This is a genomic window from Streptomyces sp. NPDC086787 (genome assembly GCF_044745865.1).
Taxonomy (GTDB): Bacteria; Actinomycetota; Actinomycetes; order Streptomycetales; family Streptomycetaceae; genus Streptomyces.
Window position 1 is genome coordinate 34,367 of the sequence record NZ_JBIVBC010000004.1, and the last position, 21,845, is coordinate 56,211.

The 21,845-nt window shown below is 72.2% G+C and carries 22 protein-coding genes and 1 tRNA gene; 9 read left to right on the forward strand and 14 right to left on the reverse strand.

Annotated elements, in window-relative coordinates; translation table 11 throughout:
• Positions 1 to 349: 349 nt before the first annotated feature.
• The 3 genes from ACIPK3_RS12255 to ACIPK3_RS12265 form a co-directional block, all read right to left on the reverse strand.
• Entirely contained in the window at positions 350 to 559 is a 210-nt protein-coding gene (locus ACIPK3_RS12255; protein ID WP_402568740.1) for a hypothetical protein, read from the reverse strand.
• A 109-nt stretch (positions 560 to 668) separates the two neighbouring features.
• Positions 669 to 753: transfer RNA gene (locus ACIPK3_RS12260), tRNA-Leu, on the reverse strand.
• Positions 754 to 902: 149 nt separating this feature from the next.
• Positions 903 to 2,465: an aldehyde dehydrogenase family protein gene (locus ACIPK3_RS12265; protein ID WP_402568742.1), complete on the reverse strand. Its 1,563-nt coding sequence runs from the start codon at positions 2,463 to 2,465 to the stop codon at positions 903 to 905.
• A gap of 211 nt (positions 2,466 to 2,676) precedes the next feature.
• Here ACIPK3_RS12265 and fdhD point away from each other — a divergent pair, with 211 nt between their 5' ends.
• A complete protein-coding gene (fdhD, locus tag ACIPK3_RS12270; protein ID WP_402568744.1) occupies positions 2,677 to 3,528 on the forward strand; it encodes a formate dehydrogenase accessory sulfurtransferase FdhD in 852 nt (283 codons plus the stop codon).
• 33 nt (positions 3,529 to 3,561) lie between these two features.
• Here the strand turns inward: fdhD and ACIPK3_RS12275 are convergent, their stop codons facing one another.
• Positions 3,562 to 4,089 carry an isochorismatase family protein gene (locus ACIPK3_RS12275; RefSeq protein ID WP_402568745.1) on the reverse strand — a complete coding sequence of 176 codons (528 nt, stop codon included), beginning with the start codon at positions 4,087 to 4,089 and terminating at the stop codon, positions 3,562 to 3,564.
• Positions 4,090 to 4,236: 147 nt separating this feature from the next.
• Positions 4,237 to 5,274 carry a bile acid:sodium symporter family protein gene (locus tag ACIPK3_RS12280; protein WP_402568747.1) on the reverse strand — a complete coding sequence of 346 codons (1,038 nt, stop codon included), beginning with the start codon at positions 5,272 to 5,274 and terminating at the stop codon, positions 4,237 to 4,239.
• A gap of 125 nt (positions 5,275 to 5,399) precedes the next feature.
• Here ACIPK3_RS12280 and ACIPK3_RS12285 point away from each other — a divergent pair, with 125 nt between their 5' ends.
• The 3 genes from ACIPK3_RS12285 (at position 5,400) to ACIPK3_RS12295 (ending at position 9,322) form a co-directional block, all read left to right on the forward strand.
• The gene (locus tag ACIPK3_RS12285; RefSeq protein WP_402568749.1) at positions 5,400 to 6,275 is read left to right on the forward strand and encodes a LysR substrate-binding domain-containing protein; all 876 of its coding nucleotides are present in this window, start codon (positions 5,400 to 5,402) and stop codon (positions 6,273 to 6,275) included.
• Positions 6,276 to 6,580: 305 nt separating this feature from the next.
• A complete protein-coding gene (locus tag ACIPK3_RS12290) occupies positions 6,581 to 8,407 on the forward strand; it encodes an AMP-dependent synthetase/ligase (protein WP_402568751.1) in 1,827 nt (608 codons plus the stop codon).
• Positions 8,408 to 8,485: 78 nt separating this feature from the next.
• Positions 8,486 to 9,322 carry an aldo/keto reductase gene (locus tag ACIPK3_RS12295; protein WP_402568753.1) on the forward strand — a complete coding sequence of 279 codons (837 nt, stop codon included), beginning with the start codon at positions 8,486 to 8,488 and terminating at the stop codon, positions 9,320 to 9,322.
• A 37-nt stretch (positions 9,323 to 9,359) separates the two neighbouring features.
• Here the strand turns inward: ACIPK3_RS12295 and ACIPK3_RS12300 are convergent, their stop codons facing one another.
• From ACIPK3_RS12300 to ACIPK3_RS12315, 4 genes are all read right to left on the reverse strand, one after another.
• Entirely contained in the window at positions 9,360 to 9,971 is a 612-nt protein-coding gene (locus ACIPK3_RS12300; RefSeq protein ID WP_402568755.1) for an antibiotic biosynthesis monooxygenase, read from the reverse strand.
• Between the two features lie 142 nt (positions 9,972 to 10,113).
• Positions 10,114 to 10,977: a class I SAM-dependent methyltransferase gene (locus ACIPK3_RS12305; protein ID WP_402568757.1), complete on the reverse strand. Its 864-nt coding sequence runs from the start codon at positions 10,975 to 10,977 to the stop codon at positions 10,114 to 10,116.
• A 111-nt stretch (positions 10,978 to 11,088) separates the two neighbouring features.
• Positions 11,089 to 11,829, reverse strand: a complete 741-nt coding sequence (locus tag ACIPK3_RS12310; protein ID WP_402568759.1) for a methyltransferase domain-containing protein — start codon at positions 11,827 to 11,829, stop codon at positions 11,089 to 11,091.
• A 5-nt stretch (positions 11,830 to 11,834) separates the two neighbouring features.
• Entirely contained in the window at positions 11,835 to 12,140 is a 306-nt protein-coding gene (locus tag ACIPK3_RS12315; RefSeq protein WP_402568761.1) for a 4a-hydroxytetrahydrobiopterin dehydratase, read from the reverse strand.
• A 111-nt stretch (positions 12,141 to 12,251) separates the two neighbouring features.
• Here ACIPK3_RS12315 and ACIPK3_RS12320 point away from each other — a divergent pair, with 111 nt between their 5' ends.
• The 3 genes from ACIPK3_RS12320 to ACIPK3_RS12330 all read left to right on the forward strand — a co-directional run bounded on the left by ACIPK3_RS12320 (position 12,252) and on the right by ACIPK3_RS12330 (position 14,607).
• Entirely contained in the window at positions 12,252 to 13,073 is an 822-nt protein-coding gene (locus ACIPK3_RS12320) for a helix-turn-helix domain-containing protein (RefSeq protein ID WP_402568763.1), read from the forward strand.
• A gap of 97 nt (positions 13,074 to 13,170) precedes the next feature.
• On the forward strand, positions 13,171 to 14,034 hold the full coding sequence (locus ACIPK3_RS12325) for a helix-turn-helix domain-containing protein (protein WP_402568765.1): 864 nt from the start codon (positions 13,171 to 13,173) through the stop codon (positions 14,032 to 14,034).
• Between the two features lie 108 nt (positions 14,035 to 14,142).
• The gene (locus ACIPK3_RS12330; RefSeq protein WP_402568766.1) at positions 14,143 to 14,607 is read left to right on the forward strand and encodes a nitrate reductase molybdenum cofactor assembly chaperone; all 465 of its coding nucleotides are present in this window, start codon (positions 14,143 to 14,145) and stop codon (positions 14,605 to 14,607) included.
• Between the two features lie 52 nt (positions 14,608 to 14,659).
• On the opposite strand, the gene ACIPK3_RS12335 is transcribed toward ACIPK3_RS12330, so the two are convergent.
• From ACIPK3_RS12335 to ACIPK3_RS12345, 3 genes are all read right to left on the reverse strand, one after another.
• Positions 14,660 to 15,085, reverse strand: coding sequence for an OsmC family protein (locus tag ACIPK3_RS12335; protein ID WP_402568768.1), 426 nt, complete (start codon positions 15,083 to 15,085; stop codon positions 14,660 to 14,662).
• Between the two features lie 115 nt (positions 15,086 to 15,200).
• Positions 15,201 to 17,273, reverse strand: a complete 2,073-nt coding sequence (locus ACIPK3_RS12340; protein ID WP_402568770.1) for an alkaline phosphatase family protein — start codon at positions 17,271 to 17,273, stop codon at positions 15,201 to 15,203.
• Between the two features lie 158 nt (positions 17,274 to 17,431).
• Positions 17,432 to 17,833 carry a hypothetical protein gene (locus ACIPK3_RS12345; protein WP_402568772.1) on the reverse strand — a complete coding sequence of 134 codons (402 nt, stop codon included), beginning with the start codon at positions 17,831 to 17,833 and terminating at the stop codon, positions 17,432 to 17,434.
• Between the two features lie 86 nt (positions 17,834 to 17,919).
• Here ACIPK3_RS12345 and ACIPK3_RS12350 point away from each other — a divergent pair, with 86 nt between their 5' ends.
• Both ACIPK3_RS12350 and ACIPK3_RS12355 read left to right on the forward strand, forming a co-directional pair.
• Positions 17,920 to 18,693, forward strand: a complete 774-nt coding sequence (locus tag ACIPK3_RS12350) for an MBL fold metallo-hydrolase (RefSeq protein ID WP_402568774.1) — start codon at positions 17,920 to 17,922, stop codon at positions 18,691 to 18,693.
• Positions 18,690 to 19,331 (forward strand): DedA family protein, encoded by a 642-nt coding sequence (locus ACIPK3_RS12355; protein WP_402568776.1) that lies wholly within the window; start codon positions 18,690 to 18,692, stop codon positions 19,329 to 19,331. The genes ACIPK3_RS12350 and ACIPK3_RS12355 overlap by 4 nt, the downstream gene beginning before the upstream one ends.
• Before the next feature lie 50 nt (positions 19,332 to 19,381).
• Here ACIPK3_RS12355 and ACIPK3_RS12360 read toward each other — a convergent pair whose 3' ends face one another.
• Positions 19,382 to 20,569 carry an MBL fold metallo-hydrolase gene (locus tag ACIPK3_RS12360; RefSeq protein WP_402568778.1) on the reverse strand — a complete coding sequence of 396 codons (1,188 nt, stop codon included), beginning with the start codon at positions 20,567 to 20,569 and terminating at the stop codon, positions 19,382 to 19,384.
• On the reverse strand, positions 20,566 to 21,813 hold the full coding sequence (locus tag ACIPK3_RS12365) for an aminotransferase class I/II-fold pyridoxal phosphate-dependent enzyme (RefSeq protein WP_402568780.1): 1,248 nt from the start codon (positions 21,811 to 21,813) through the stop codon (positions 20,566 to 20,568). Before ACIPK3_RS12365 ends, ACIPK3_RS12360 begins: the two co-directional genes overlap by 4 nt.
• Positions 21,814 to 21,845: the final 32 nt, after the last annotated feature.

Sequence of the window (21,845 nt, forward strand, 5' to 3'; positions counted from 1 at the left end):
AGCCGGGTCGACGGTGAATCGAGATCAGACGTGCGTCACGGAGGTCCGGTGCCGGGCGCGCAGCGGGCACCGGACGGACGAGGACACGAGGATCACCTCGTAGCGGGCGCGGACAGGGGCGGCAACGGCACGGTCTCGCATGACGCCGCTCCCCTCTCTCATCTGTCCACTGGCTCGTCGGAGCGAGTGTAGGAAGCGGGCCGGGTCTCGGGCATCTGCTTTTTCCGGAGCGGCCGTTGACGGCGACACGGATCGGAAGCGAGCCCGGTTCGGGTCAGCCCCTTCCCGCCATGAAAGCCCGTGCGGCCGCCGGAACCCCTGGGGGTGCCCTCGTCGGCGAACCGAGTCACTACCGCGGGTAGTCCGGGTCGTCCTCAGCCGTCGGCAGGTCCCGTGAGCCCTCCGACCAGTGGTTGACCCACCCGCAGCCGGGGCAGGCGTATCGACTGTCCACGCCGTGGACGACCGTTCCGCACTGGGCGCAGAGCGTCGAGGTGATCTCCGGCGCCGCCGGCGGGCCGGCGCGGGACGCCCCTTCGAGGTTCGGTTGCCGCGACATGCGGCAACGGTACCGGTGCCGCCGGGGCACAGCCCCTGTTCCAGCCGCACCACCGCTCGCCACAGCCCGAGAAACAGAAAGACCCCAGATCGACTGGGGTCTCTGTCGGTGTCCGAGGGGGGACTTGAACCCCCACGCCCGATAAAGGGCACTAGCACCTCAAGCTAGCGCGTCTGCCATTCCGCCACCCGGACAAGGTGTCTGCCGCTTGTGCGGGGCACTGCCCCGCGGCGACGTGGACAACAATACCAAGGTTTCGGACCGCGTTTCACCTGCGTATTCGTGGACGGGTTCCGGTAACCCGACGTGTCCGGGTGACTACGCTTGGAGGGCTACTCGCAGGTCAGGGCATGAGCTGGTAGTCGGGGAAGTTGCCGGGCGGCCGCTCCCCCGCCGGGCCCTGGGTCACGGCGCGGACCAGGAGTTCGCCACCGACGAAGGCGCCGCGCCAGGAGGCGCCGAAGCCGCCGAAGAGTTCGTTGCGGTCGCCGCGGGAGCGGGGCTTGCCGTGGCCGACCTTGAAGGCGCGGATCTGGGGGGCGAGCCGGTCGTAGGTCGTGTGGTCGTCGGTGGAGAGGGTGGCGACCAGGGCGCCGTTGGAGGCGTTCATCGCGGCGAGCAGTTCCGCCTCCGTGTCGACCAGGACGATGGTGTCGACCGGGCCGAACGGCTCCGCGTGGTGCAGGGGGGAGGAAGGGGGCGGCCCGAGGAGGGTGAACGGCTGGACGTACGCCGAGGTGTCCTGGCCGGGCAGGAAGCGGGCGTCGGACAGCCGGCCGCGGTGCAGCGGGACGGCGCCGCGGTCGATGGCGTCGGCCACCTGGGCGTGCAGTTCCGCGGCCTTGGCCGCGTTGATCAGGGGGCCGAAGTCCAGCTCCGGCGGCCGGTCGTCGGGGTGTCCGACGGCCAGCGGGTGACCGACCTTGATGCCGCGGACGGCGGGGAGGTAGGCCGCCAGGAACTCGTCGAACAGCGTCCGCTGGACGACGAAGCGCGGGTAGGCCGTACAGCGCTGCTTGCCGTAGTCGAAGAGCGCCGGGATGACGGCGGTCAACGCGTCCCAGTCGGAGAAGTTCCAGATCCCCCAGGTGTTGAGCCCCTCCTGCTCCAGCACGTGCCGTTTGCCGAGGTCCGCGACCGCGGTGGCCACCGCGGCCCCGGTGTCGCGGCCGCCGACGAAGGAGACGCAGCCGATCTCGGGCGCGCGGACCAGCGCCTCCGACAGCTCGCCCCCGCTGCCGCTGACCAGGGTGACCGGGATGCCCTCGCGGGCGGCCAGCGCGGACGCCAGGGTGAGGCAGGCGACCCCGCCGTCGGTCGGGGTCTTGGCGATGACGGCGTTGCCCGCGAGTGCCTGCACGAGCATGGCGTGGACCAGGACGCTCATCGGGTAGTTCCAGCTCGCGATGTTGGACACGGGTCCCTCCAGCGGGGCCCGGTCGGCGAGCATCGGCTCGATGCCGTCGACGTACCAGCGCACCCCGTCGATCGCCCGGTCGACGTCGGCGCGTGCGAGCCGCCAGGGCTTGCCGATCTCCCAGACGAGCAGCAGCGCGAGCAGGTCGCGGTGCTCGGTGAGGGCGTCGAGGGTGGCCGAGACCCGGGCCAGGCGCTCCTTGAGGGGCACGTTCCGCCAGGCCCGGTGCTGGTCCAGCGCGGCTCGTACGGCCTGTCGTGCGGTGGCCCGGTCGAGCCGGGGGGCACCCGCGATGGGGCTGCCGTCGACCGGGGTGGTCGCGGGCAGGGGTCGGCCCTCCGGCCGCCAGTCGGCGCCGTAGAGGTTGAGGACCCGGTCCTCCCGGAAGGCCTCGGGAGCCACGGCGAGGCAGCGGCGCCAGGCGTCGCTCCATGCCGTGCCGGGCTTCAGCGCGAGGGTGGGGCGGGTGGTGGTGAGCGTGGATGCCATACGTCTGCTCCGCTCTCGGGGCGGCGATCGGCAGGGCGATCGGGGCGGGGTCCCGCCAGGCTCGTCGGCGGCACCTGAGCGCGCTTGGACGCGGACTCGGGCGGGGACAGGGCGACCCCGGGCACGACCTGTGCAGGACAATGGACGGGCACCGACGGCCGCCGCCCGCAGCCGCCACCCGTACCTCACAGAACCGGGGCTGAGACAGGACATGGGACGAGTCACGGAACGACGCAAGGTGGTCCGGGTCCGGGACGGAGTGGTCACGGTCCGGCCCGACACGCTTGTCGCCGAGGAGCCGTTGGAGATACGGCTCAACGGCAAGCCGCTCGCGATCACGATGCGCACGCCGGGTGACGACTTCGCGCTGGCCGCGGGGTTCCTGGTGAGCGAGGGAGTGCTGGGCGAGGCCTCCGAGCTGCGGAACATCGTGTACTGCGCGGGCGCGACCGCCGACGGCTCGAACACCTACAACGTGGTGGACGTGCGGACCGCGCCGGACCTCGCGCTGCCCGACTTCACGCTGGAGCGGAACGTCTACACGACCTCGTCGTGCGGGCTGTGCGGCAAGGCGAGCCTGGACGCGGTGCGTACGACGGCACGCTGGCCGTTGGCGGACGACCCGCCGCTGCGCGTCGAACCCGCCCTGCTGTCGGTGCTCCCCGACCGGCTGCGCGCGGCCCAGCAGGTGTTCGACCGGACCGGTGGCCTGCACGCGGCGGCGCTGTTCACCGAGGACGGGGATCTGCTGGACGTACGGGAGGACGTGGGCCGGCACAACGCGGTGGACAAGCTGGTCGGCCGGGCCCTGCAGAGCGGGGATCTCCCGCTGTCCCGCACGATTCTGCTGGTGTCGGGCCGGGCCTCTTTCGAGCTGGCGCAGAAGGCCGTCATGGCGGGCATTCCGATTCTGGCCGCGGTGTCCGCGCCCTCGTCGCTGGCCGTGGACCTGGCCGCCGAGACCGGTCTGACGCTGGTGGGCTTCCTACGGGGCACTTCCATGAACGTGTACGCCGGTGACCACCGGATCGCTCTGCGCACCAGCCCGGCCGCCCAGCCCTGACCAGGCCCGGCAGGTCCCGTTCGGTCCGGTCCGTCAGCGGTCCTGGAGGCTCAACTGCCGGGCGGAGACCACGGAGCCCAGCCGCGGGAAGTCCAGCCGCACGGATGCCTCGTGCTCGGCGGCCGTGAAGGCGGCCATGGCGTCCTCGACGAAGACCAGCTCGTAGCCGTGGTCGTGGGCGGCGCGAGCGGTCGACTCGACACCGAGGTTGGTGGCGATGCCGCCGAACACCACTGTGGTGACGCCGTGTTCGCGCAACCGTGCGTCGAGTTCCGTGCCCTGGAAGGCGCCGATGGTCCGCTTCACGATCTCCAGGTCGCCGTCCCGACGCAGTCCGGCGGCGAGCCCGCTGCCCGGCGGCTGTTCGGCGACGCCCGCCCGTTCCACACGGATCAGGACGACGAGTGCCCCGGCGGAGCGGAAGGTGTCGGCCAGTTGCTCGGCGGCGACGAGGACTTCTGCGCCTTTGCGGGGTTCCAGGGGCAGCGCGACGATGCGGTCCATCAGGTCGACGAGAACGAGTGCGCAGCGCGCCGGGTCGAGTACGCGAGGTGCGGTCATGACGGAACGTTAGCCGTCGTCAGCCGTCCGTGCCGTGAATCCGGATCAACATGCCCATGAACTGGTCGCGTTCGGCCGCCGTCGGCTCGGCCTCGGCAGCGGCGGCACCGACGGTTCCGCACCGACGGACCCCCCTTGAGCACGCGCTCAGCGAGGCCGTGGTCCCGTGCCGACCGCCGTCGGTGACTGTGCGGACCGCCCGGCCGGCGTCATGGCCTCCGGGTCGTGGGCCCGGCGTCTGGCGATGACCGCGCACACCATCAGCTGCATCTGGTGGAAGAGCATCAGCGGCAGCACCGCGAGCGAGGCGTGCGCGCCGAACAGGACGCTCGCCATGGGCAGCCCGGAGGCCAGGGACTTCTTCGACCCGGCGAACTGGATCGCGATCCGGTCCGCCCGGCCGAACTTGAGCGCCCTGGCGCCGTACCAGGTCAGGGCAAGCATCACGCCAAGCAGAACGGACTCCACGGCGAGCAGCGCGGCCAGCCGGACGGGACTCACCTGGTGCCAGATGCCCTGGACCATGCCCTCGCTGAACGCGGTGTAGACGACCAGCAGGATCGAGCCGCGGTCGACCAGCCCCAGCACCTTCCTGTGCCGGGTGACGAAGTCGCCGATCCACCGGCGCAGCACCTGTCCGGCGAGGAAGGGCACCAGCAGTTGCAGCACGATCTTGACCACCGAGTCGGTGGAGAAGCCGACGCCGCCGCTTCCCAGCAGGGCCGCCGCGAGCAGTGGGGTGAGCACGATGCCGACGAGGGAGGAGAAGGAGCCCGCGCAGATGGCGGCGGGCACGTTGCCGCGGGCGATCGAGGTGAACGCGATCGACGACTGGATCGTCGACGGCACCAGGGTCAGGAACAGCAGGCCCTGGTAGAGCGGCTGGGTCAGCAGCACCGGGACGAGGCCGCGGGCTGCCAGTCCGAGCAGCGGAAAGGCGACGAAGGTGCAGGCCAGGACGGTCACGTGGAGGCGCCAGTGGCGCATTCCGTCCAGCGCCTCGCGGGTGGACAGCCGGACGCCGTAGAGGAAGAAGAGGAAGGCGATCGCGACCGTGGACGCCCCGGACGCCACGTCGGCGGCGGCGCCGCGGGCAGGGAGGAGCGCCGCGATGCCGACCGTCGCGAGGAGCAGCAGGATGTACGGGTCGATCGGCGTCCGAAGGGGCCGGCGCAGGCGTTTCACTGTGCTCCACGTGCTGTCGGTCGGGGCGGTCGGGGTATTTCCTCTCCATCGTGGCCCCGCCGGTGGCGATCGGGAAACCCGTACACCGCTCTGACTGTCATCACGTATCGCGATAGCCTGGCGGTGTGTACGACCCCTCCCAGCTGCGCACCTTCCTGGCGGTCGCCCAGGCCCTCAGCTTCACGCAGGCAGCCCGGCGGCTCGGGCTGCGCCAGTCCACGGTGAGCCAGCACGTCCGGCGTCTGGAGGAAGCGACCGGGCGTCAGCTGTTCTCCCGTGACACCCACTCCGTCGGGCTGACCGAGGACGGCGAGGCCATGCTCGGTTTCGCCCGCCGGATCCTGGAGGTGCACGAGCAGGCGACCGCGTTCTTCACCGGCACCCGGGTGCGCGGGCGGCTGCGGTTCGGCGCGTCCGAGGACTTCGTCCTCACCCGTCTGCCGGAGATCCTGGAGGGCTTCCGGTACGACCACCCGGAGGTCGACCTCGAACTCACCGTCGAGCTGTCCGGGACGCTGCACGAGCAGCTGACCGCCGGGAACCTCGATCTGGTCCTGGCCAAGAGGCGGCCGGAGGATCCGCGTGGGGAGCCCGTCTGGCACGACGACCTGGTGTGGATCGGCGCGGAGCGGTTCCGCCTGGATCCCGGCCGCCCGGTGCCGCTGATCGTGTACCCGCCGCCCGGCATCACCAGGGCACTCGCCCTGGAGGCGCTGGAGCGGCAGGGCCGGGAGTGGCGTGTCGTCTGCACCAGCGGCAGTCTCAACGGACTGATCGCGGCGGCACGGGCCGGGCTGGGGGTGATGGCGCACTCGCGGGGTCTGATCCCGCCCGGTCTGGTCCGGGTACCGGACCGGGCGGGGCTGCCGGAGCTGGGCCGCGTCGACTTCGTCCTCGTCCACGGTCTGCGCCGCGCCTCCACGCAGGCGGCGGCGGACGCGCTGGCGGCGGCGATCCTGAACGGCGGGATGTCCCTCGGGCGGACTCCAGGGGGCCGCTGAGACCGCGCCCCGGCTCCGGCACCGCGGTGGCCTCGTCCCCGCGGGACCCGTCGGCATCCCCTGTGAGCTGCCCGGAAGGCCGAGGGGCGGTAATCGCGTCGTACAGATTCGGTGGAGATTACGGCCCCGGAACTTACCGAAGCGTCAGTATTCTGTCCGGCCCTTCCCCATGTGAGGGCATTTTCCCGGCGGTGACCGGCCCGGACGTGAGCGTTGTTCGCGTTCTCGCCCCTCCCGCACCGGCCCGGCGTGGGGTAGCTTTCACGGCGCCGTTCGGAGCGTCACTGAGGAGCGAGGAGAGGGGTTTGCGCGAGTTCAGCAATCCTCCTTCGGCGTCGGAGCCGCCGACGGGCGGTCTGGCCGACGTCGTTTTCGAACGCGCCCTGTCCGATCCGCTCCACGTCGCGCTGGGGCGCAAGGACGAGTCGGGGCAGTGGCGGGACGTGACCGCGGCCGAGTTCCACGACGAGGTGCTCGCCCTTGCCAAGGGGCTGCTGGCCGACGGCATCCGCTTCGGCGACCGGGTCGCCCTGATGTCCCGCACCCGCTACGAGTGGACCCTCTTCGACTTCGCCCTGTGGACGATCGGCGCCCAGGTGGTACCGGTCTACCCGACATCCTCCGCCGAGCAGTGCTTCTGGATGCTGCACGACGCCGAGTGCACGGCCGCGATCGTGGAGCACGAGGACCACGCGATGACGATCGCCACCGTCATCGACCGGCTCCCCCGGCTGCGCCGGCTGTGGCAGCTGGACTCGGGCGCCGTGCAGGAGCTCTACGACACCGGCGCGCACCTGGACGACGAGACGGTGCACCGGCACCGGCGGGCCGTCACCCCGGACTCGGTCGCCACGATCATCTACACCTCGGGCACCACCGGCCGCCCCAAGGGCTGTGTGTTGTCGCACGGGAACCTGATGTTCGAGGCGGACACGATGATCGGCCGCTGGGAGCCGGTGTTCCACTCGAAGAAGGACGACGAGGCGTCCACGCTGCTGTTCCTGCCGCTGGCGCATGTTTTCGGGCGGATGGTGGAGGTGGCCGCGGTGCGCGGTGGGGTCCGCTTCGGGCACCAGCCGCAGCTGAACGCGGCCGCCCTGATGCCCGACCTCGAAGCCTTCCGGCCGACGTTCATCCTCGCGGTGCCGTACATCTTCGAGAAGGTGTTCAACGCCGCCCGCCGCAAGGCGGAGAAGGACGGCAAGGCGGGCCCGTTCGAGAAGGCCGTCGAGGTCGCGGTGAAGTACGCGGACGCGATGGAGGCCAAGGCCTGGGGCCTGGGCCCCGGGCCCTCGGCGAGTCTGCGGGTGCAGCACCAGTTCTTCGAAAAGGTGGTCTACTCGAAGGTGCGCGCGGCGATGGGCGGCCGGATCCGCAACGCCATGTCCGGCGGCTCGGGGATGGACCGGCGCCTCGGCCTGTTCTTCGCCGGCGCGGGCGTGCACATCTACGAGGGCTACGGCCTGACCGAGTCCTCCGCGGCCGCCACCGCCAACCCTCCCGAGCGCACCCGCTACGGCACGGTCGGTCAGGCCATCCCCGGCACGGCCGTGTACATCGCGGAGGACGGGGAGATCTGGCTGCACGGCGCCCATCTCTTCCAGGGCTACCTCAACAACCAGAAGGCCACGGACGAGACCCTGCACGACGGCTGGCTGGCCACCGGTGACCTGGGCTCGCTGGACGAGGACGGCTATCTCACCATCACCGGCCGCAAGAAGGAGATCCTGGTGACCTCCGGCGGCAAGAGCGTCTCGCCCGGTGTGCTGGAGGAGCGCGTGCGGGACCATCCGCTGGTGAGCCAGTGTGTGGTCGTCGGCAACGACCGTCCCTTCATCGCGGCACTGGTCACCCTGGACCAGGAGGCGGTGGAGCACTGGCTCCAGATGCGCGACAAGCCGCGGCTCACTCCGGCCCAGCTGGTGCACGACCCCGATCTGGAGACGGAGGTGCGGCGCGCGGTGGTGGCCGCCAACACGCTGGTGTCACAGGCCGAGTCGATCCGCACGTTCCGCATCCTGGCCCAGCCGTTCACCGAGGAACACGGCCTGCTCACCCCGTCGTTGAAACTCAAGCGCAAGGCGATCGAGAACGCCTACGCGGACGAGGTGGCAGCGCTTTACCAGGCCTGACGTGTCAGGAATGCGCGATGGGCCATGATCATTGACGATAGTGGTACGACCTGTCGACAACCGAAGGATCAAGAGCTCGTGAGCAGCAAGGTCCCCCCGATCATCCTCAACAACGGCGTCGAGATGCCCCAGCTCGGGTTCGGCGTCTGGCAGGTGCCGGACGACGAGGCCGAACCGGCCGTCGCCGCGGCGCTCGAAGCCGGGTATCGCAGTATCGACACCGCGGCGATCTACGGCAACGAGGAGGGCACCGGCCGGGCGATCGCCGCGTCGGGTCTGCCGCGCGAGGAAGTCTTCGTCACCACCAAACTCTGGAACAGCGACCAGGGGTACGACGCGACCCTGCGCGCCTTCGACGCCTCCCTGCACAAGCTGGGCCTGGACTACCTCGACCTGTATCTGATCCACTGGCCGCTGCCGTCACGGGGCACCTACACCGACACCTACAAGGCGTTCGAGAAGCTCCTGTCCGACGGCCGGGTCCGTGCCATCGGCGTCTCCAACTTCCTTCCGGAGCATCTGGAGCGGCTGATCGCCGAGACCTCGGTGATCCCGGCCGTCAACCAGATCGAGCTGCATCCGCATCTCCAGCAGCACGCGGTCCGCGAGTTCCACGCGGAGCAGGGCATCGCCACCGAGGCGTGGTCCCCGCTCGGCCAGGGCAAGGGCCTGCTGGAGGTGCCTGCGATCGTGGCCATCGCCCAGAAGCACAACCGCACCCCGGCCCAGATCGTGCTGCGCTGGCACCTTCAGCAGGGCAACGTCGTGATCCCGAAGTCGGTGACGCCGTCGCGGATCCAGGAGAACATCGACGTCTTCGGCTTCAGCCTCGACAACGAGGACCTCGCGGCGATCAGCGCCCTCAACGAGGACCGCCGCATCGGCCCGGACCCGGCCACCTTCGAGATCGGCTGAGACCGGATCGACCGGGACCGGAGGCCGGCCGGGGGCGTCAGTCGGGGCGTACGTCGGCGTGGACGATGTCGAACTCCTCCAGGGCCGTGACGGTGGCGTGGGTCTTGGCCGCGGCCTCGCATCTGACGTCCGCGAGGGCGGTGCGGGCCGCGGTCATGGACTCGCGGTCGGTGAACAGGGCGCTGACCGTGCCGCGGCCGCGCTCCCGGTCGGTGAACAGTGAGGTTCTGGCCAGCCCGGGGAGCATCTCGATCCGCGGGAGCGCCCCGGCCCGGTAGGCGTCGACGAGCAGGTCCGTGTCCACCGGATCGAACTCCAGCCTGGTCAGGCGCAGTCCCCCGGCAGCCCGGGGCATCCGGATGGTGTGACAGACCGCCGCCTCGTAGTTCTCGACGGCCAGTGTCGCGGCGAACGGTTCGAGGAGGTCGGCGCGCCGCTCGCGCATCACCTCGTCGCTGTTGCGCCTGGCCTGTTCCGAGTCCCACCAGCTCACCACGAACAGCTTGCCGAGTTCCCGGTCGGTGAGGACGTCCGAGCCCCGGTACCCCGGACGTTCCTCCAGGAGGTCACGGCCCTCGCTGTTCAGGGCCCGGAGCGCGGTGTCGATCTTCGCGGGATCCCCGGTCGCATAGACGGTCCGTACGAACATGACCTCTCGCCTCCCGGAGCCGGACGCGAACGGGCCGATACCGTCAGTCTCGGCTCGGGACCGGGCCGCCGCAAACGGCCCCGGAAGCACGTCCCGCTGCCGCCGGGGCACTCGGTAAGGAAACTTTCCTGATAGAAGGGTCCTACTCGGCTCGAACCGCCGTGTGCACCGTGTACGCCGCCAGTACGAACACGTCCGGGCGGTGGTGCACGCTCGCCGGGTCCGCCGGGTCGGTGAGGCGGTCCAGGGTGGTGCGGTCCTCGGGGCCGAGGCCGTCGGTGAGGGTGTCGCGCAGGTGGGTGAGGAACCCGGCGATGTAGGCGCGGGCCGGGGCGGAGGCGGGGGCGGGCAGGTCCAGCAGGAAGCTGCGGGTGCGGGTGTGCTTGAGGCCGGCCGCGGTCAGCAGGGCCGGCCAGTCCTCGGTCTCCCGTACGGAGCCCGGCAGTTCGGCCCGCATCCGTGTGAACCACTCCCCCTCGACAGCGTCGATCCGGGACTGGAGCCCCGGGCGCCCGATGCCGATCTCCCGGGGCAGGAAGCGGGCGGGCAGGCCGCCCTCCAGAAGGGCCAGGGTGCCGCCGGGGGCCAGCCGGGCGGCGAAGGCGGCGAGCGCGGCACGCTGGTCCCCGAGGTGATGCAGGCTGCGGCTCGCCCACAGCAGGTCGACCGGCTGGTCCAACTCGTTCAGCACGTCAGGGAGTTCACCGGCCAGCGTGCCGAAGCGGTCGGCCACGCCCTGGTGGGCGGCGCGGTCGCGGGCACGGTCGAGCAGCGGCTCGGCGCTGTCCACGGCGACGACTCGGGCGCCCGGAAACTCCTTGGCGAACATGCACGACACCACGCCGGGCCCGCTGCCCGCGTCCACGATCAGCCCCGGCTCGGTCACCTCCTCCCCCAGCCAGGACATGACCTGCTCGTATGTGGGGGCGAACAGCTCCGCCTGGGTTTCCAGGTGGGTGGCCATTCGCGCCCAGTCGATGTCGGTGTGGTCGTGGTGATGCGCCATGGTGGTAGGCCTCTCGTCCGGGTCCGCCCAGCCTGCTCCGGCGCATCCCGTCACGGCCACTTCCCTTGCCGGTCCGGCAAAAACCAGGCCCGACAGCCAGGGACCCGAAAGCTACGGCTTCCTGAACGACCTCAGCTGGAAACGCGGGTCGGGCCTGCGGCGGTCCTGGGCGGGGAGTGCGGCCAGGCGCTCGGTAAGGCGGTCCGCCCGGGGGTCGCCCGGTGGCAGCATGGTGAACCAGCCCCGCCGCAGGTCGGCGATCGTGTCGCGGGGACTGCGGCCCTGGCCGAGGCCGGGGAAGGAGGCCTGTCCGGCCGGGAGCAGGCCGTGGCCGGCCGCGTGCTCGGTCACCCGGTGCGCGGAGTCCGGAGCGGGACGGCGGGGCCGTGGGACGAGGACGGCGTCGATGTCACTGCCCACGTCGTGCGCCGCGGCCTTGTCGACGGTGGTGACGTAGACCCCGCCGGGCCGCAGTACCCGGGCGACCTCGGCGAGGACGGCGCCCACATCGGCGGGCCGGTCCAGCAGGTGCAGCAGCCAGACGCTGGTGACCGCGTCGAACGTGCCGTCCGCGAACGGCAGTCGGCGGCTGTCGGCGAGCAGGACCGCCCCCGGCAGCCGGGCCGCGGCCATGCGCGCCATGCCGGGCGAGAGGTCGACGCCGGTGACCCGCGTGCCCGGCCGGGCCGCCGCCAGGCGCCGGGTGACGCTGCCGGTGCCGCAGGCGATGTCGAGGAGACGGCGGCCGGTGTCGGGCAGCAGGCCGAGGACGGCGTGCGCGGCGGCCTCGGCGCGTGGCTCGCCGCCGCGTGTCGCGTCGTAGGCGTCGGCTTCCCTGTCGTAGTCGAGCACAGTCCTCAGTGTGCGCCGTGACCCGGTGCGATGTCCTCCACCCGGCGGGCGAGACCGAAGTCCTTCGCGGTGACGACGCCGCCCACGCTGTGCGTGTTCACCGACAGGGCCACCGTGTTGTAGCCGAGGGTGAGGTCGGAGTGGTGGTCGAGTTCGTCCTGGATACGGGCGATGTGCACGACCAGTGCGGTCGCGGCGAAGTGCGAGTCGAGCCCGTACGAGCGGGTGAGGCGGTCCCCTTCCACGGTCCAGCCGGGCAGCTCGGCGAGCCGGTCCTCGATCTCCTTGCCGGACAGCGGTTCGACAGCCATGGAACGGCTCCCTTCGTGGGGTCGCGTACCCGCTCAGCGTGCCACAGGCGGGGCGTCCGGCCCGGTAGCACGGCCGTCTCGACCACGGCCGTCTCGACTACCGTCGCCCGTATGACAATTGCCGCCGCCTCCTCGTTCTCCGCGCCCGCCGACAAGGGTGTGGGCCCGCTGCTGCGCGCCTGGCGGGAGCGATGCCGGATCAGTCAACTGGAGCTGGCGCTGCGTGCCGACTCCTCGGCCCGGCACATCAGTTTCATCGAGACGGGCCGCGCACGGCCGAGCGAGGAGATGGTGCTCCGGCTGGCCGAACACCTGGACGTACCGGTAAGGGAGCGCAACGCGCTGCTGCTGGCGGCCGGTTACGCCCCGCACTATCCCGAGACCCCGCTGGACGACCCGGCGCTGGACGCGCTGCGGGACGGGATGGAGCGGCTGATCCAGGGCTACGAGCCGTATCCGGCGCTGATCGTGGACGCCCTCTACACGGTGGTCGCCGCCAACCGGGGCATCGCCATGTTCCTGAACGGCGTACCGGAGTCCCTGATGACGCCCGCGCCGAACGCGATGCGGCTGACACTGCACCCCGAGGGTCTGGCACCGCGCATCCGCAATCTTCCCGAGTGGCGCGGGCATCTGCTGACCCAGATGGAGCGGCGGATCGCCCTGCGCCGCTCGGACGCGCTGCGGGAGTTGTACGAGGAGGTGGCGGCCTATCCGGTGCCGGAGCCGGACGCCGACGGCGAACCGGCCGAACCCGTGGCGTACTTCGCGCTGCCGATGCGGATCGAGCACGAGGGCCGGGTGCTGTCGTTCGTGTCGTCCATCTCGACCTTCAATACGCCGATGGACGTGACCGTGGCCGAGCTGGCGATCGAGACGTTTCTGCCCGCCGACCCCGCGACCGCCAAGTACCTTCATTCACTGGCGGGTTGAGGACCGGTGTGACGCACGCTTCGCTTCGTGCAGGTGTGCGAGGCGGCGTCGCGTGACAGACTGCTCGCGTACTTCGGCGCGTTGGGGAGGGCGTGGCGTGAGCGAGCGGCGTGCTGCGCCGACCGTGGGCCAGGTGGTGCTCGGCAAGCGGTTGCAGGAGCTGCGGGAGGCGGCCGGCCTCGGACGCGAGGAGGCGGCACGGCTGCTGCGGGTGGCGCCCGCGACCGTACGGCGGATGGAGATGGCCGAGGTCGCGCTGAAGATCCCCTATGTGCAGGTGCTGCTCACGGCGTACGGCGTACCCGACGAGGAGTCGGCCGCGTTCGTGGAACTGGCCGAGGAGGCCAACCAGCCGGGCTGGTGGCAGCGGTTCCACGACGTGCTGCCGGACTGGTTCAGCCTGTACGTGAGTCTGGAGGGCGCCGCCCGCATCATCCGCTCCTACGAACCGCACTTCGTGCCCGGTCTGCTCCAGACGGAGGACTACGCCCGTGCCGTGCTGGAGGCCGGGACGATCGGGCACACCGGTCCGGAGACGATCGAGCGGCATGTGTCCCTGCGGATGACCCGGCAGCGGCTGCTGGACCGTGAGAACCCGCCCCATCTGTGGGTGATCATGGACGAGACGGTGCTGCGGCGTCCGGTGAGCGAGCGGCCCGAGGTGATGCGCGAGCAGCTGGACAGGCTGCTGGAGTACGCCGGACGGGACCGGGTGACACTCCAGGTCGCCGAGTTCTCCTCCGGCCCGCACCCCGGTACCTACGCGCCGTTCACCCTGTTCCGCTTCGCGGAGCCGGAGCTGCCCGACATGGTGTTCACCGAGTACCTCACCGGCGCCCTGTACCTGGACTCGCGCCAGGAGGTCTCGGCGCATCTGGAGGTCCTGGACCACATGACGGCACGGGCCGCTTCGGCCCGGCGCACCGAGGAGATCCTGCGGGAGTACCGCGCGGGCCTGTGAGGGACCGGCGAGGGACCGGCCCCCTGACCCGGACGGGTGCGGCGGGCGGGTGCGCGGAGTCTTTGACCCCTACGTTCGGAACCAGGGGCAAGCCATGAAGGAGACCTGATGCCCTCGGACGCGGTGCTGTACCAGGCGGCTGCGCTCTGTCTGACGTACCCGGACGGCGATCTCGTCGCCCGGGTGCCGCTGCTGCGCGAAGCCGCCCCGCAGCTGCGGGAGTTCACCGACCACGCGGCCGTGACCCCCCTCGGCGAGCTGGCCGCGCACTATGAGCGGGTCTTCGGCCAGGGAAGCGGGCACAGTTTGCATCTGAGCCGGTGGAGCCGGTCCGGTGAGGTGTCGCTCGGCCGGTTCGCGGACGTCTACCGGGAGCACGGCCTGGAGTTCAGCCGCGACGAGCTGCCCGACTTCCTGCCTGCGGTGCTGGAGTGCGCCTCCCGCACCGGCAGCACCGAGCTGCTGACCGACCACCGGGGGGCCCTGGAGGAGCTGCGCTCCCGGCTGACCGATTTCGGTACGCCGTACGCGTCCGTGCTGAACGCGGTGTGCGTGGCGCTGCCGGCCGCGTAGGTACGACGATGCCGCGCCCGGGCCGGGCGCGGCATCGGTGGTCGTGCGTCGGTCAGGCGAGCTTCGCCGACAGGGTGATGTTCGTGCCGGACAGGGCCTGGCTGACCGGGCAGTTCTTCTTGGCCTCCTCGGCGGCCGCGGTGAAGCCGTCCTCGTCCAGGCCTGGGACGGTGCCCTCCACGTTCAGGTGGATGCCGGTGATTCCCTCACCGGGCTGGAAGGTGACGTCGGCGGAGGTGACGAGCTTGGTGGGCGGGGTGCCGGCGCCGCTCAGGCCGTGCGACAGCGCCATGGAGAAGCAGCTGGAGTGGGCTGCGGCGATCAGCTCCTCGGGGCTGGTCTTGCCGTTCGCCTGCTCCGCGCGCGACGGCCACGACACCGGCTGCTGGCCGATGCCGGAGGAGTCGAAGGTGACGACCCCGTTGCCCTCGATCAGGTTGCCTTCCCAGACGGTGTGTGCGGTGCGCGTGGTGGCCACGGTTCTTCCTTTCGCATGGGATCCCCATTCCGGGTTCTGCGGGTCCCATCCGATCACATCCGTCCTCACCGCACCTTGAAGACGGGCCCACAGGGGATGTACGGCCGGTTTCGTCTCAGGCCGCCCGGCGCTCGTCCGGGGACGCCGTGACCGGCACCTGGGGTCCGTCGGTCTCGCGCAGCCAGCGGCGCAGGATGCGGTGGATCTGCTCGGCGCCGACCGGTTCCGTCCCGTCGTCGCACGGCGCGGACAGGGCGACGGGCGACAGCAGGAAGGGTCTGGACTGGGCGCCGCCGAGGCCGCCGTGGGAGCCGATCTGCTCCTCGAAGGCGAGGACTTCTCCGTCGTCGGGGTCGTACCAGGAATTGACCATGATGTCGGCGGTGTGCGGGAAGCCGTGGGTGCGGCGGACGGCGTCGGCGGCGCCGGGTCCGAAGGCGGCCAGCGGGCCGGGCTCGGTGTCGAGCCGGTCGAGCGGGATCTCGGCGCCGTGCGCGCCGAGGAGGAGGCCGTCGTGTTCCTCGCCGCGCACCAGCAGGAAGGCGATGCCGGGGTGGTTGGCGAGGGTGCTGAGCAGGGCGGGGTGGCGGGCGTCGATCTCTTCCTTGGTCATGCGGTGCGGGACGTCCGGGAAGGAGATCAGGCCGAGGTTGCCGGAGGCGAGCACGATCGGCTCGGAAAGGCGGTCGGGGTGCTCCTCGACGGGGCGGCGCAGCGCGGCGCGCACGGCGGCGCGTGCCTCGGTGCCGCTGTAGGTGCGTTCGGCCCGGCGGGGCACGGGCAGTCCGCAGCCCGCTCTGACCAGGTCGGAGAGGGTGAGGCCGAAGCGGGCGCGGAAGGTCTCGCCGGGGCTCTGGCCGTGGTCGGACAGGACCACGATCCGGTAGGGGCGCGGGGCGTGTTCGGCGACCTTCTCGATCAGCGCGAGGCAGCGGTCGAGGCGGCGCAGCACCTGCTCGGCGTCCCTGCTGTGCGGTCCGGAGTGGTGGGCGACCTCGTCGTAGGCGACCAGGTCGGCGTAGACGGCGGTGCGGCCCGCCAGCAGGTCGCCCATCACGGCGGCCACCACGACGTCGCGTTCGACGACGGTCGCGAAGCCGCGCACCAGCGGGTAGAGGCCGCCGCGTGCGACGCGCGGCCGCTGCCGTCGGATCCTGGCCCGGGTGGACTGGGTGATCTCGCGGCAGACCTCCGCGGTGAAGGAGAGCACGGTGCGGACGGCGTTCGCCGGGTCGGAGAAGTAGGCGAAGTAGCCGGCCCGGGAGCGGTTGGCGCGGCCACGGCGACGGGTGGCGATGGACAGCACGAGAGCCTGTTCGTCGGCGCCGCCGCCGAACAGGTTGCCGCGGCTCGCGCCGTCGGCGGTGAGCAGTCCGCCGTCGCCGGTGCGGGCGATGGCACGGCGCTGGAGTTCGGCGGCGCTGGTCGGTCGGTTGGACACCATCACCTCGCCGCTCTCCTTCTCGTACCAGCGGAACGCGGGGATGTCGTAGGTGGAGCCGTGCAGGATGCCGAGCTGGCTGGCGCCGGTCTGGCTGGACCAGTCGGTGCGCCAGGGGGTGAGCCGGTGGGTGGCTGACCGTTCTCCGCGGGCGCCGGTCCAGCGGGCGACGGTGGGCATGAGGCCGCCGGCGACGGCGCCGGTCAGGACGTCGTGGCCGACGCCGTCGAGCTGGAGGAAGACGGTGCCGGGGGTGGTGGCGCACGGCGGGTGGGCCCGGCGGTGGCGGTCGGCGAGCCGGGCGAGTCTGCGCCGGTAGGCGTCGTCGTCACGGACGGCGAGCGCGGCACCGGTGGCGGAGGCGACGGCGGACATGACGGCGGCCACGATGACGGCGGTCTCGGGGGCGGCCTCACTGCTTCCCGTGGGGTTGACGCGCAGGGCGACGAGGAGGAGGGAGCCGTTGAGGAAGAACACCAGCAGGCCGAGGAAGAAGGCGGGCACGAGCAGCAGAAGCCGTACCAGCAGCGGCCAGACCAGGGCGGACAGTACGCCGAAGGCACCGGCGCCGAGGGCGGCGGTGACGGCGATCCGGGTGGCGCTGTCGCCGTCCGGGGACTGGAGCCGGAAGTCGGGCAGGATCCCGGCGAGCGCCAGCATGGTGAGGGTGGAGACCGCCCACACCGTGACGCTGCGACCCACCTGACCGGCGCCCCGTCGCCAACGCCCCTCGCCCACGCCCCGCACCTCTCACGTCCGGCCCGTCGCCGTCGCGGGCTCCGGTCCACCTTGTCACAGGCCAAGGGTCCGGGGGTCACGGGCCAAGGGCCCTGGGTCATGGCCAAGGGCCGGAGTCACAGGCCAAGGGTCCGGCCTCGCCACCCGTCGGCGCCCCGCCCCAGCCGCTACCGCCCGTCGTATCCGGCCGTCGGCATGGACAGGCGTCGGTGGACGAGGGCCTTCATCCGGGAGTCGTAGAGGGGTTCCGCGGAGCCGACCGTCTCGATGCGGACGCCGCGCCGGGCGCACTCCGCGGTGAACTCGTCGGCCGAGGAGAGCGCGCTGTCCAGGACCCGTCTGCTGGGAGCGACGAAGAGGTCGACGCCGGGTCTGACCCCGTCCCACAGCACACAGTGGTCGGCGCGCAGCCCGCACACCAGGAGTTCGCGGGCGACGACATAGCCGCGCTCGGCGGCCCAGCGCGCGCACATCGCGTACTGACTGCGGGAATCCACGAGGAAGGGATCCGCTTCCAGCTCTTCCAGCGGTGTCAGACTCGCGATCGCCGTGACGCGGACCGGTCCCATGGCGTCCCCCCTCCCACCTCCGGGTTTCGCCGCTGACCCTACTCCTGCCCGTAGGCTTCGGGGAGACGCGAGAAGGAGGCGAAGAGGTGCCGGTGGAGATCACCTGGTGGGGACACGCCACCTGCACGGTGGAAGACTCGAACACGCGCGTGCTCACCGATCCGCTGTTCGCACGCAGGCTCGCGCATCTGCGTCGCCGCCGGGGCGCGCCCCCCTCCGCCGAGGCCCGCCGCGCGGACGTCGTACTGGTCTCGCATCTGCACGCCGACCACCTGCATCCGCCGTCGCTGGCCCGGCTCGCCCCGGGCACGCTCCTGCTCGTGCCCCTGGGCGCGCCACGGGCGGTACCCGGCCTGCGCCGCCTCACCCACCTGCGGATCACGGAAGTGGCGCCCGGGGACGAGACCAAGGTCGGCGACCTGACCGTACGGACGGTGTCCGCACGGCACGACGGGCGGCGGCTGCCGTTCGGCCCGCATCGCTCCCCCGCCCTGGGGTATGTCGTCGAGGGCGAGGCGCGTACCTACTTCGCCGGGGACACCGGCCTGTTCGACTCCATGGCGCGGGAGGTGGGGCCGGTGGACGTGGCGCTGCTGCCGGTGGGTGGCTGGGGGCCGTACCTCGGTCCGGGGCATCTGGACGCGGGCCGGGCCGCCGAGGCGCTCGCCGCTCTCGCACCGCGCAGCGCGGTCCCGGTGCACTACGGCACGTACTGGCCGATCGGGATGGACGCCGTGCGCCCCCATGAGTTCCACGCGCCGGGCGACGAGTTCGTGCGCCTGGCGGCCGAGCGCGCGCCGGGCGTGTCGGTGCACAAGCTCGGTCACGGCGAGGGCATACGTGTGGAGGCCGCACGGTGAACTGGTGGGCCGCCGGCGTCACGGCCGTACCGACGGATTCCACCCAGCAGGCGGTGGCCTATCCGACGCTGTTCCTGCTGGTGCTGGCCGGTGCGCTGATACCGGTGGTGCCCACGGGGGCGCTGGTGAGTTCGGCGGCGGTGGTGGCGTGCCACCGCACGACGGCGCCCCTCTCGCTGGCGCTGGTGTTCGTGACGGCGTCGCTGGCCGCGTTCCTCGGCGACGCGCTGCTGTACGGGCTGGGGCGGCGCGGGTTGGACTCGAAGAACGGGTCACGGTGGCTGGCGGCGATCCGCGCGCGGGCGCCCGAGGAGCGGCTGACGCAGGCGCAGGAGCAGCTCGCCGGGCACGGGGTGGCCGTGCTCGTGCTGTCCCGGCTGGTCCCGGCGGGCCGCATTCCGGTGATGCTGGCCTGTCTGCTGGCCGACTGGCCGCCGCGCCGCTTCGCCCGCGGCAATCTGCCCGCCTGTCTGGCCTGGGCGTTGACCTATCAGCTGATCGGGATCCTGGGTGGTTCGCTGTTCGCCGAGCCGTGGGAGGGAGTGGTCGTGGCGGTCGTGGTGACGGTCGCCATCGCCGTGCTGCCGGGCGCCTGGCGGCGGGTGCGCAGGGGCGTGCCGGTACGGCGGACGGGGTGACGTGGTGTCGGGGTGGACGGGTGGTGCGGGGTGGACGGGTGGTGCGGGCTTCAGGCGGTCGGGTGCAGGACCACTCGCTTCGCCGCCGCCCGGTCCAGTACCCGTGAGCCGCCCACCGGCAGGTCCCACAGGTCTTCCCGGTCGAGTCCGGCCGTGTCCCAGGCGGCCCGCACCCGAGTGAGCGGTTCCAGGACCGGTTCGGTGGACAGGACGAAGGTGCCCCAGTGCATGGGGGCCATGCGGCGGGCGCCGAGGTCGCGGGCGGCGCGGACGGCCTCCTCGGGGTCGCAGTGGACGTCACTGAGCCACCACCGGGGGTCGTAGGCGCCGATGGGAAGCAGGGCGAGGTCGATACCCGGGTAGCGGCGGCCGATACGGGAGAACCAGTGGCCGTAGCCCGTGTCGCCCGCGAAGTAGACGCGCTGTCCGTCCTGGTCGGTCAGTACCCAGCCGCCCCACAGGCTGTGGCAGGTGTCGGTGAGGGTCCGCTTGGACCAGTGGTGGGCGGGCACGAAGTCGAAGCGGACGCCGGACAGTTCGGCCGCCTCCCACCAGTCCAGCTCGGTGACGGTGGTGAACCGGCGACGGCGGAACCAGCCGCCGAGTCCGGCCGGGACGAACACCGGTGTCTCCCGAGGGAGCCGGCGCAGGGTCGGGGCGTCCAGATGGTCGTAGTGGTTGTGGCTGATGACGACGGCGTCGACGGCCGGCAGCGCGTGCCAGGCGACGCCGACCGGGGTGACCCGGGCCGGGGTGCCGAGGATCCGGCGGGACCAGACCGGGTCGGTCAGGACGGTGAGTCCGCCGATCCGCAGCACCCAGCTGGCGTGCCCCGCCCAGGTGACGGCGACCGTGCGGGTGTCGGTACGGGGCAGCGGGCCGGGGTCGAAGGGAAGCCGGGGGATGTCGGCGAGGCCCTCGGGACCGGGGCGTACCGAACCCTCGCGGGCGAAGCGGGCCATGGCCTTGAAGCCGGGCAGCGGGGCGGTGAGCCGGTCGTGGAAGGTCCGCGGCCAGAAACGGAGTTCGCCCAGCGGGCGGGGTTCGGCCAGGGGCGGGGACGCGGGCGCGAGGGGGGCGGGAGCGGCCGGGACCGCGAGAGGCGCCGGGGTTGCGAGGGGCGGCGCGGTGGCGGCTTCCCTGGTCGCTGTCGTGGGCGTGACCGTGGTGGTACTCGTTCTCGTACTCGTGGGCGCGGTCATGGAGATGGACCCGGACAGCGGCGTCTGCTGCGTCATCGAGGAGGCTCCCATCGCTGAGCGTCGTCGCGGAGGTCGTCGAAGACCGACCTCAAGGAGTTCAACGCGTGTTGCACGTGTGGCAGTTCCAACGGCGCGGGTGACGTGAGGCTCGCCTCGCGCTCCTCGTCCGTACCGGCCAGCAGCGGGCCCGTGGACAGCCGCACGCGCAGGGCCAGGAGGTCGTCGCCGAAGCGGTGGCCGCCCGGCGCGGGCATGCCGAGCCGGGCGGTGAGGAAGTCCTCCAGTTCCTGCGCGTCGCCGACGCCGCGCGCGGCGAGCGCGGAGCGCAGCTCGCCGAGGTCGACGTAGAGGTGCCGCCCGGCCTGCGGTGGCCGGGACAGGGCACCGGCGGCCACGACGGCGGCGTGCGCGGCGGCGGCCAGGCGCGCGTGCAGGCGTACGGCGGTGTCGCGGTGGGTGGTGATCGGCTCGGGTTCCCCCAACGCGTACGCGGCGGCCGCGGCGACCGGTGCGGCGACACGCGCCCCGAGCGCGGTGAGCACGTCGAGCACGCGCGAGTGCAGTGCCCGTCCGGCGTCCGACGCGGGGAAGCGGGCGACGGCGGCGGGCCAGCCGGGCGGCAGCAGGGCGCCCGCCAGGTCGCTGACGACGGTGACCCGGTCGGGCAGCATCTCGGCCGGACTGAGCAGCACGGTGGCGTGCGGGTCGTGCAGGGTGTCGCGCCATGTCTCGTCGCTGACCAGGTGCAGTCCCGCGTCCTCGGCGGCCTCGGCGGTCTCGTGCAGCAGCTCGGGCGGCGCGACGGTGGCGGTCGGGTCGTCCGCGACGGAGAGCACGAGCAGCCGCGGGTCGCCGCCCTCGGCACGCACCCGGCGCACGGTCTCCAGCAGGGCGTACGGGTCGGGTACGCCACCGCACTCGGCCGGAGTGGCCACCGGGAAGGCGGGTCTGCCCAGTAGCCGTGCGTACGGCGCCCACCAGGCGGCGCACGGCCTCGGGACCAGGACGTCACCGCCGAGTGCGGCGGTCATGGCGAGCAGCAGGGGCGGCGCTCCGGGACCGGCCACCAGACGGCCGGGTGCCGTGGGCAGCCCGCGTCGCGCCCAGTAGCCGTGGGCCGCCTCGACGAGTGCCGGGCCGCCGCCGACCGGTTCCTCCCCCGGTCGGTCCGCGGCCGCCGCGATTACGGCGGCGAGGGCGGCCGGCACCGGGAGTCCGTCGCCGGGAAAGTGCGGTCCGAAGCGGACCGGGCCGTGGCCCTCGGGGTCCGTCCGCCGCATGCCCGCCTCCGCGCAGTCCATCGTGCCCTGTG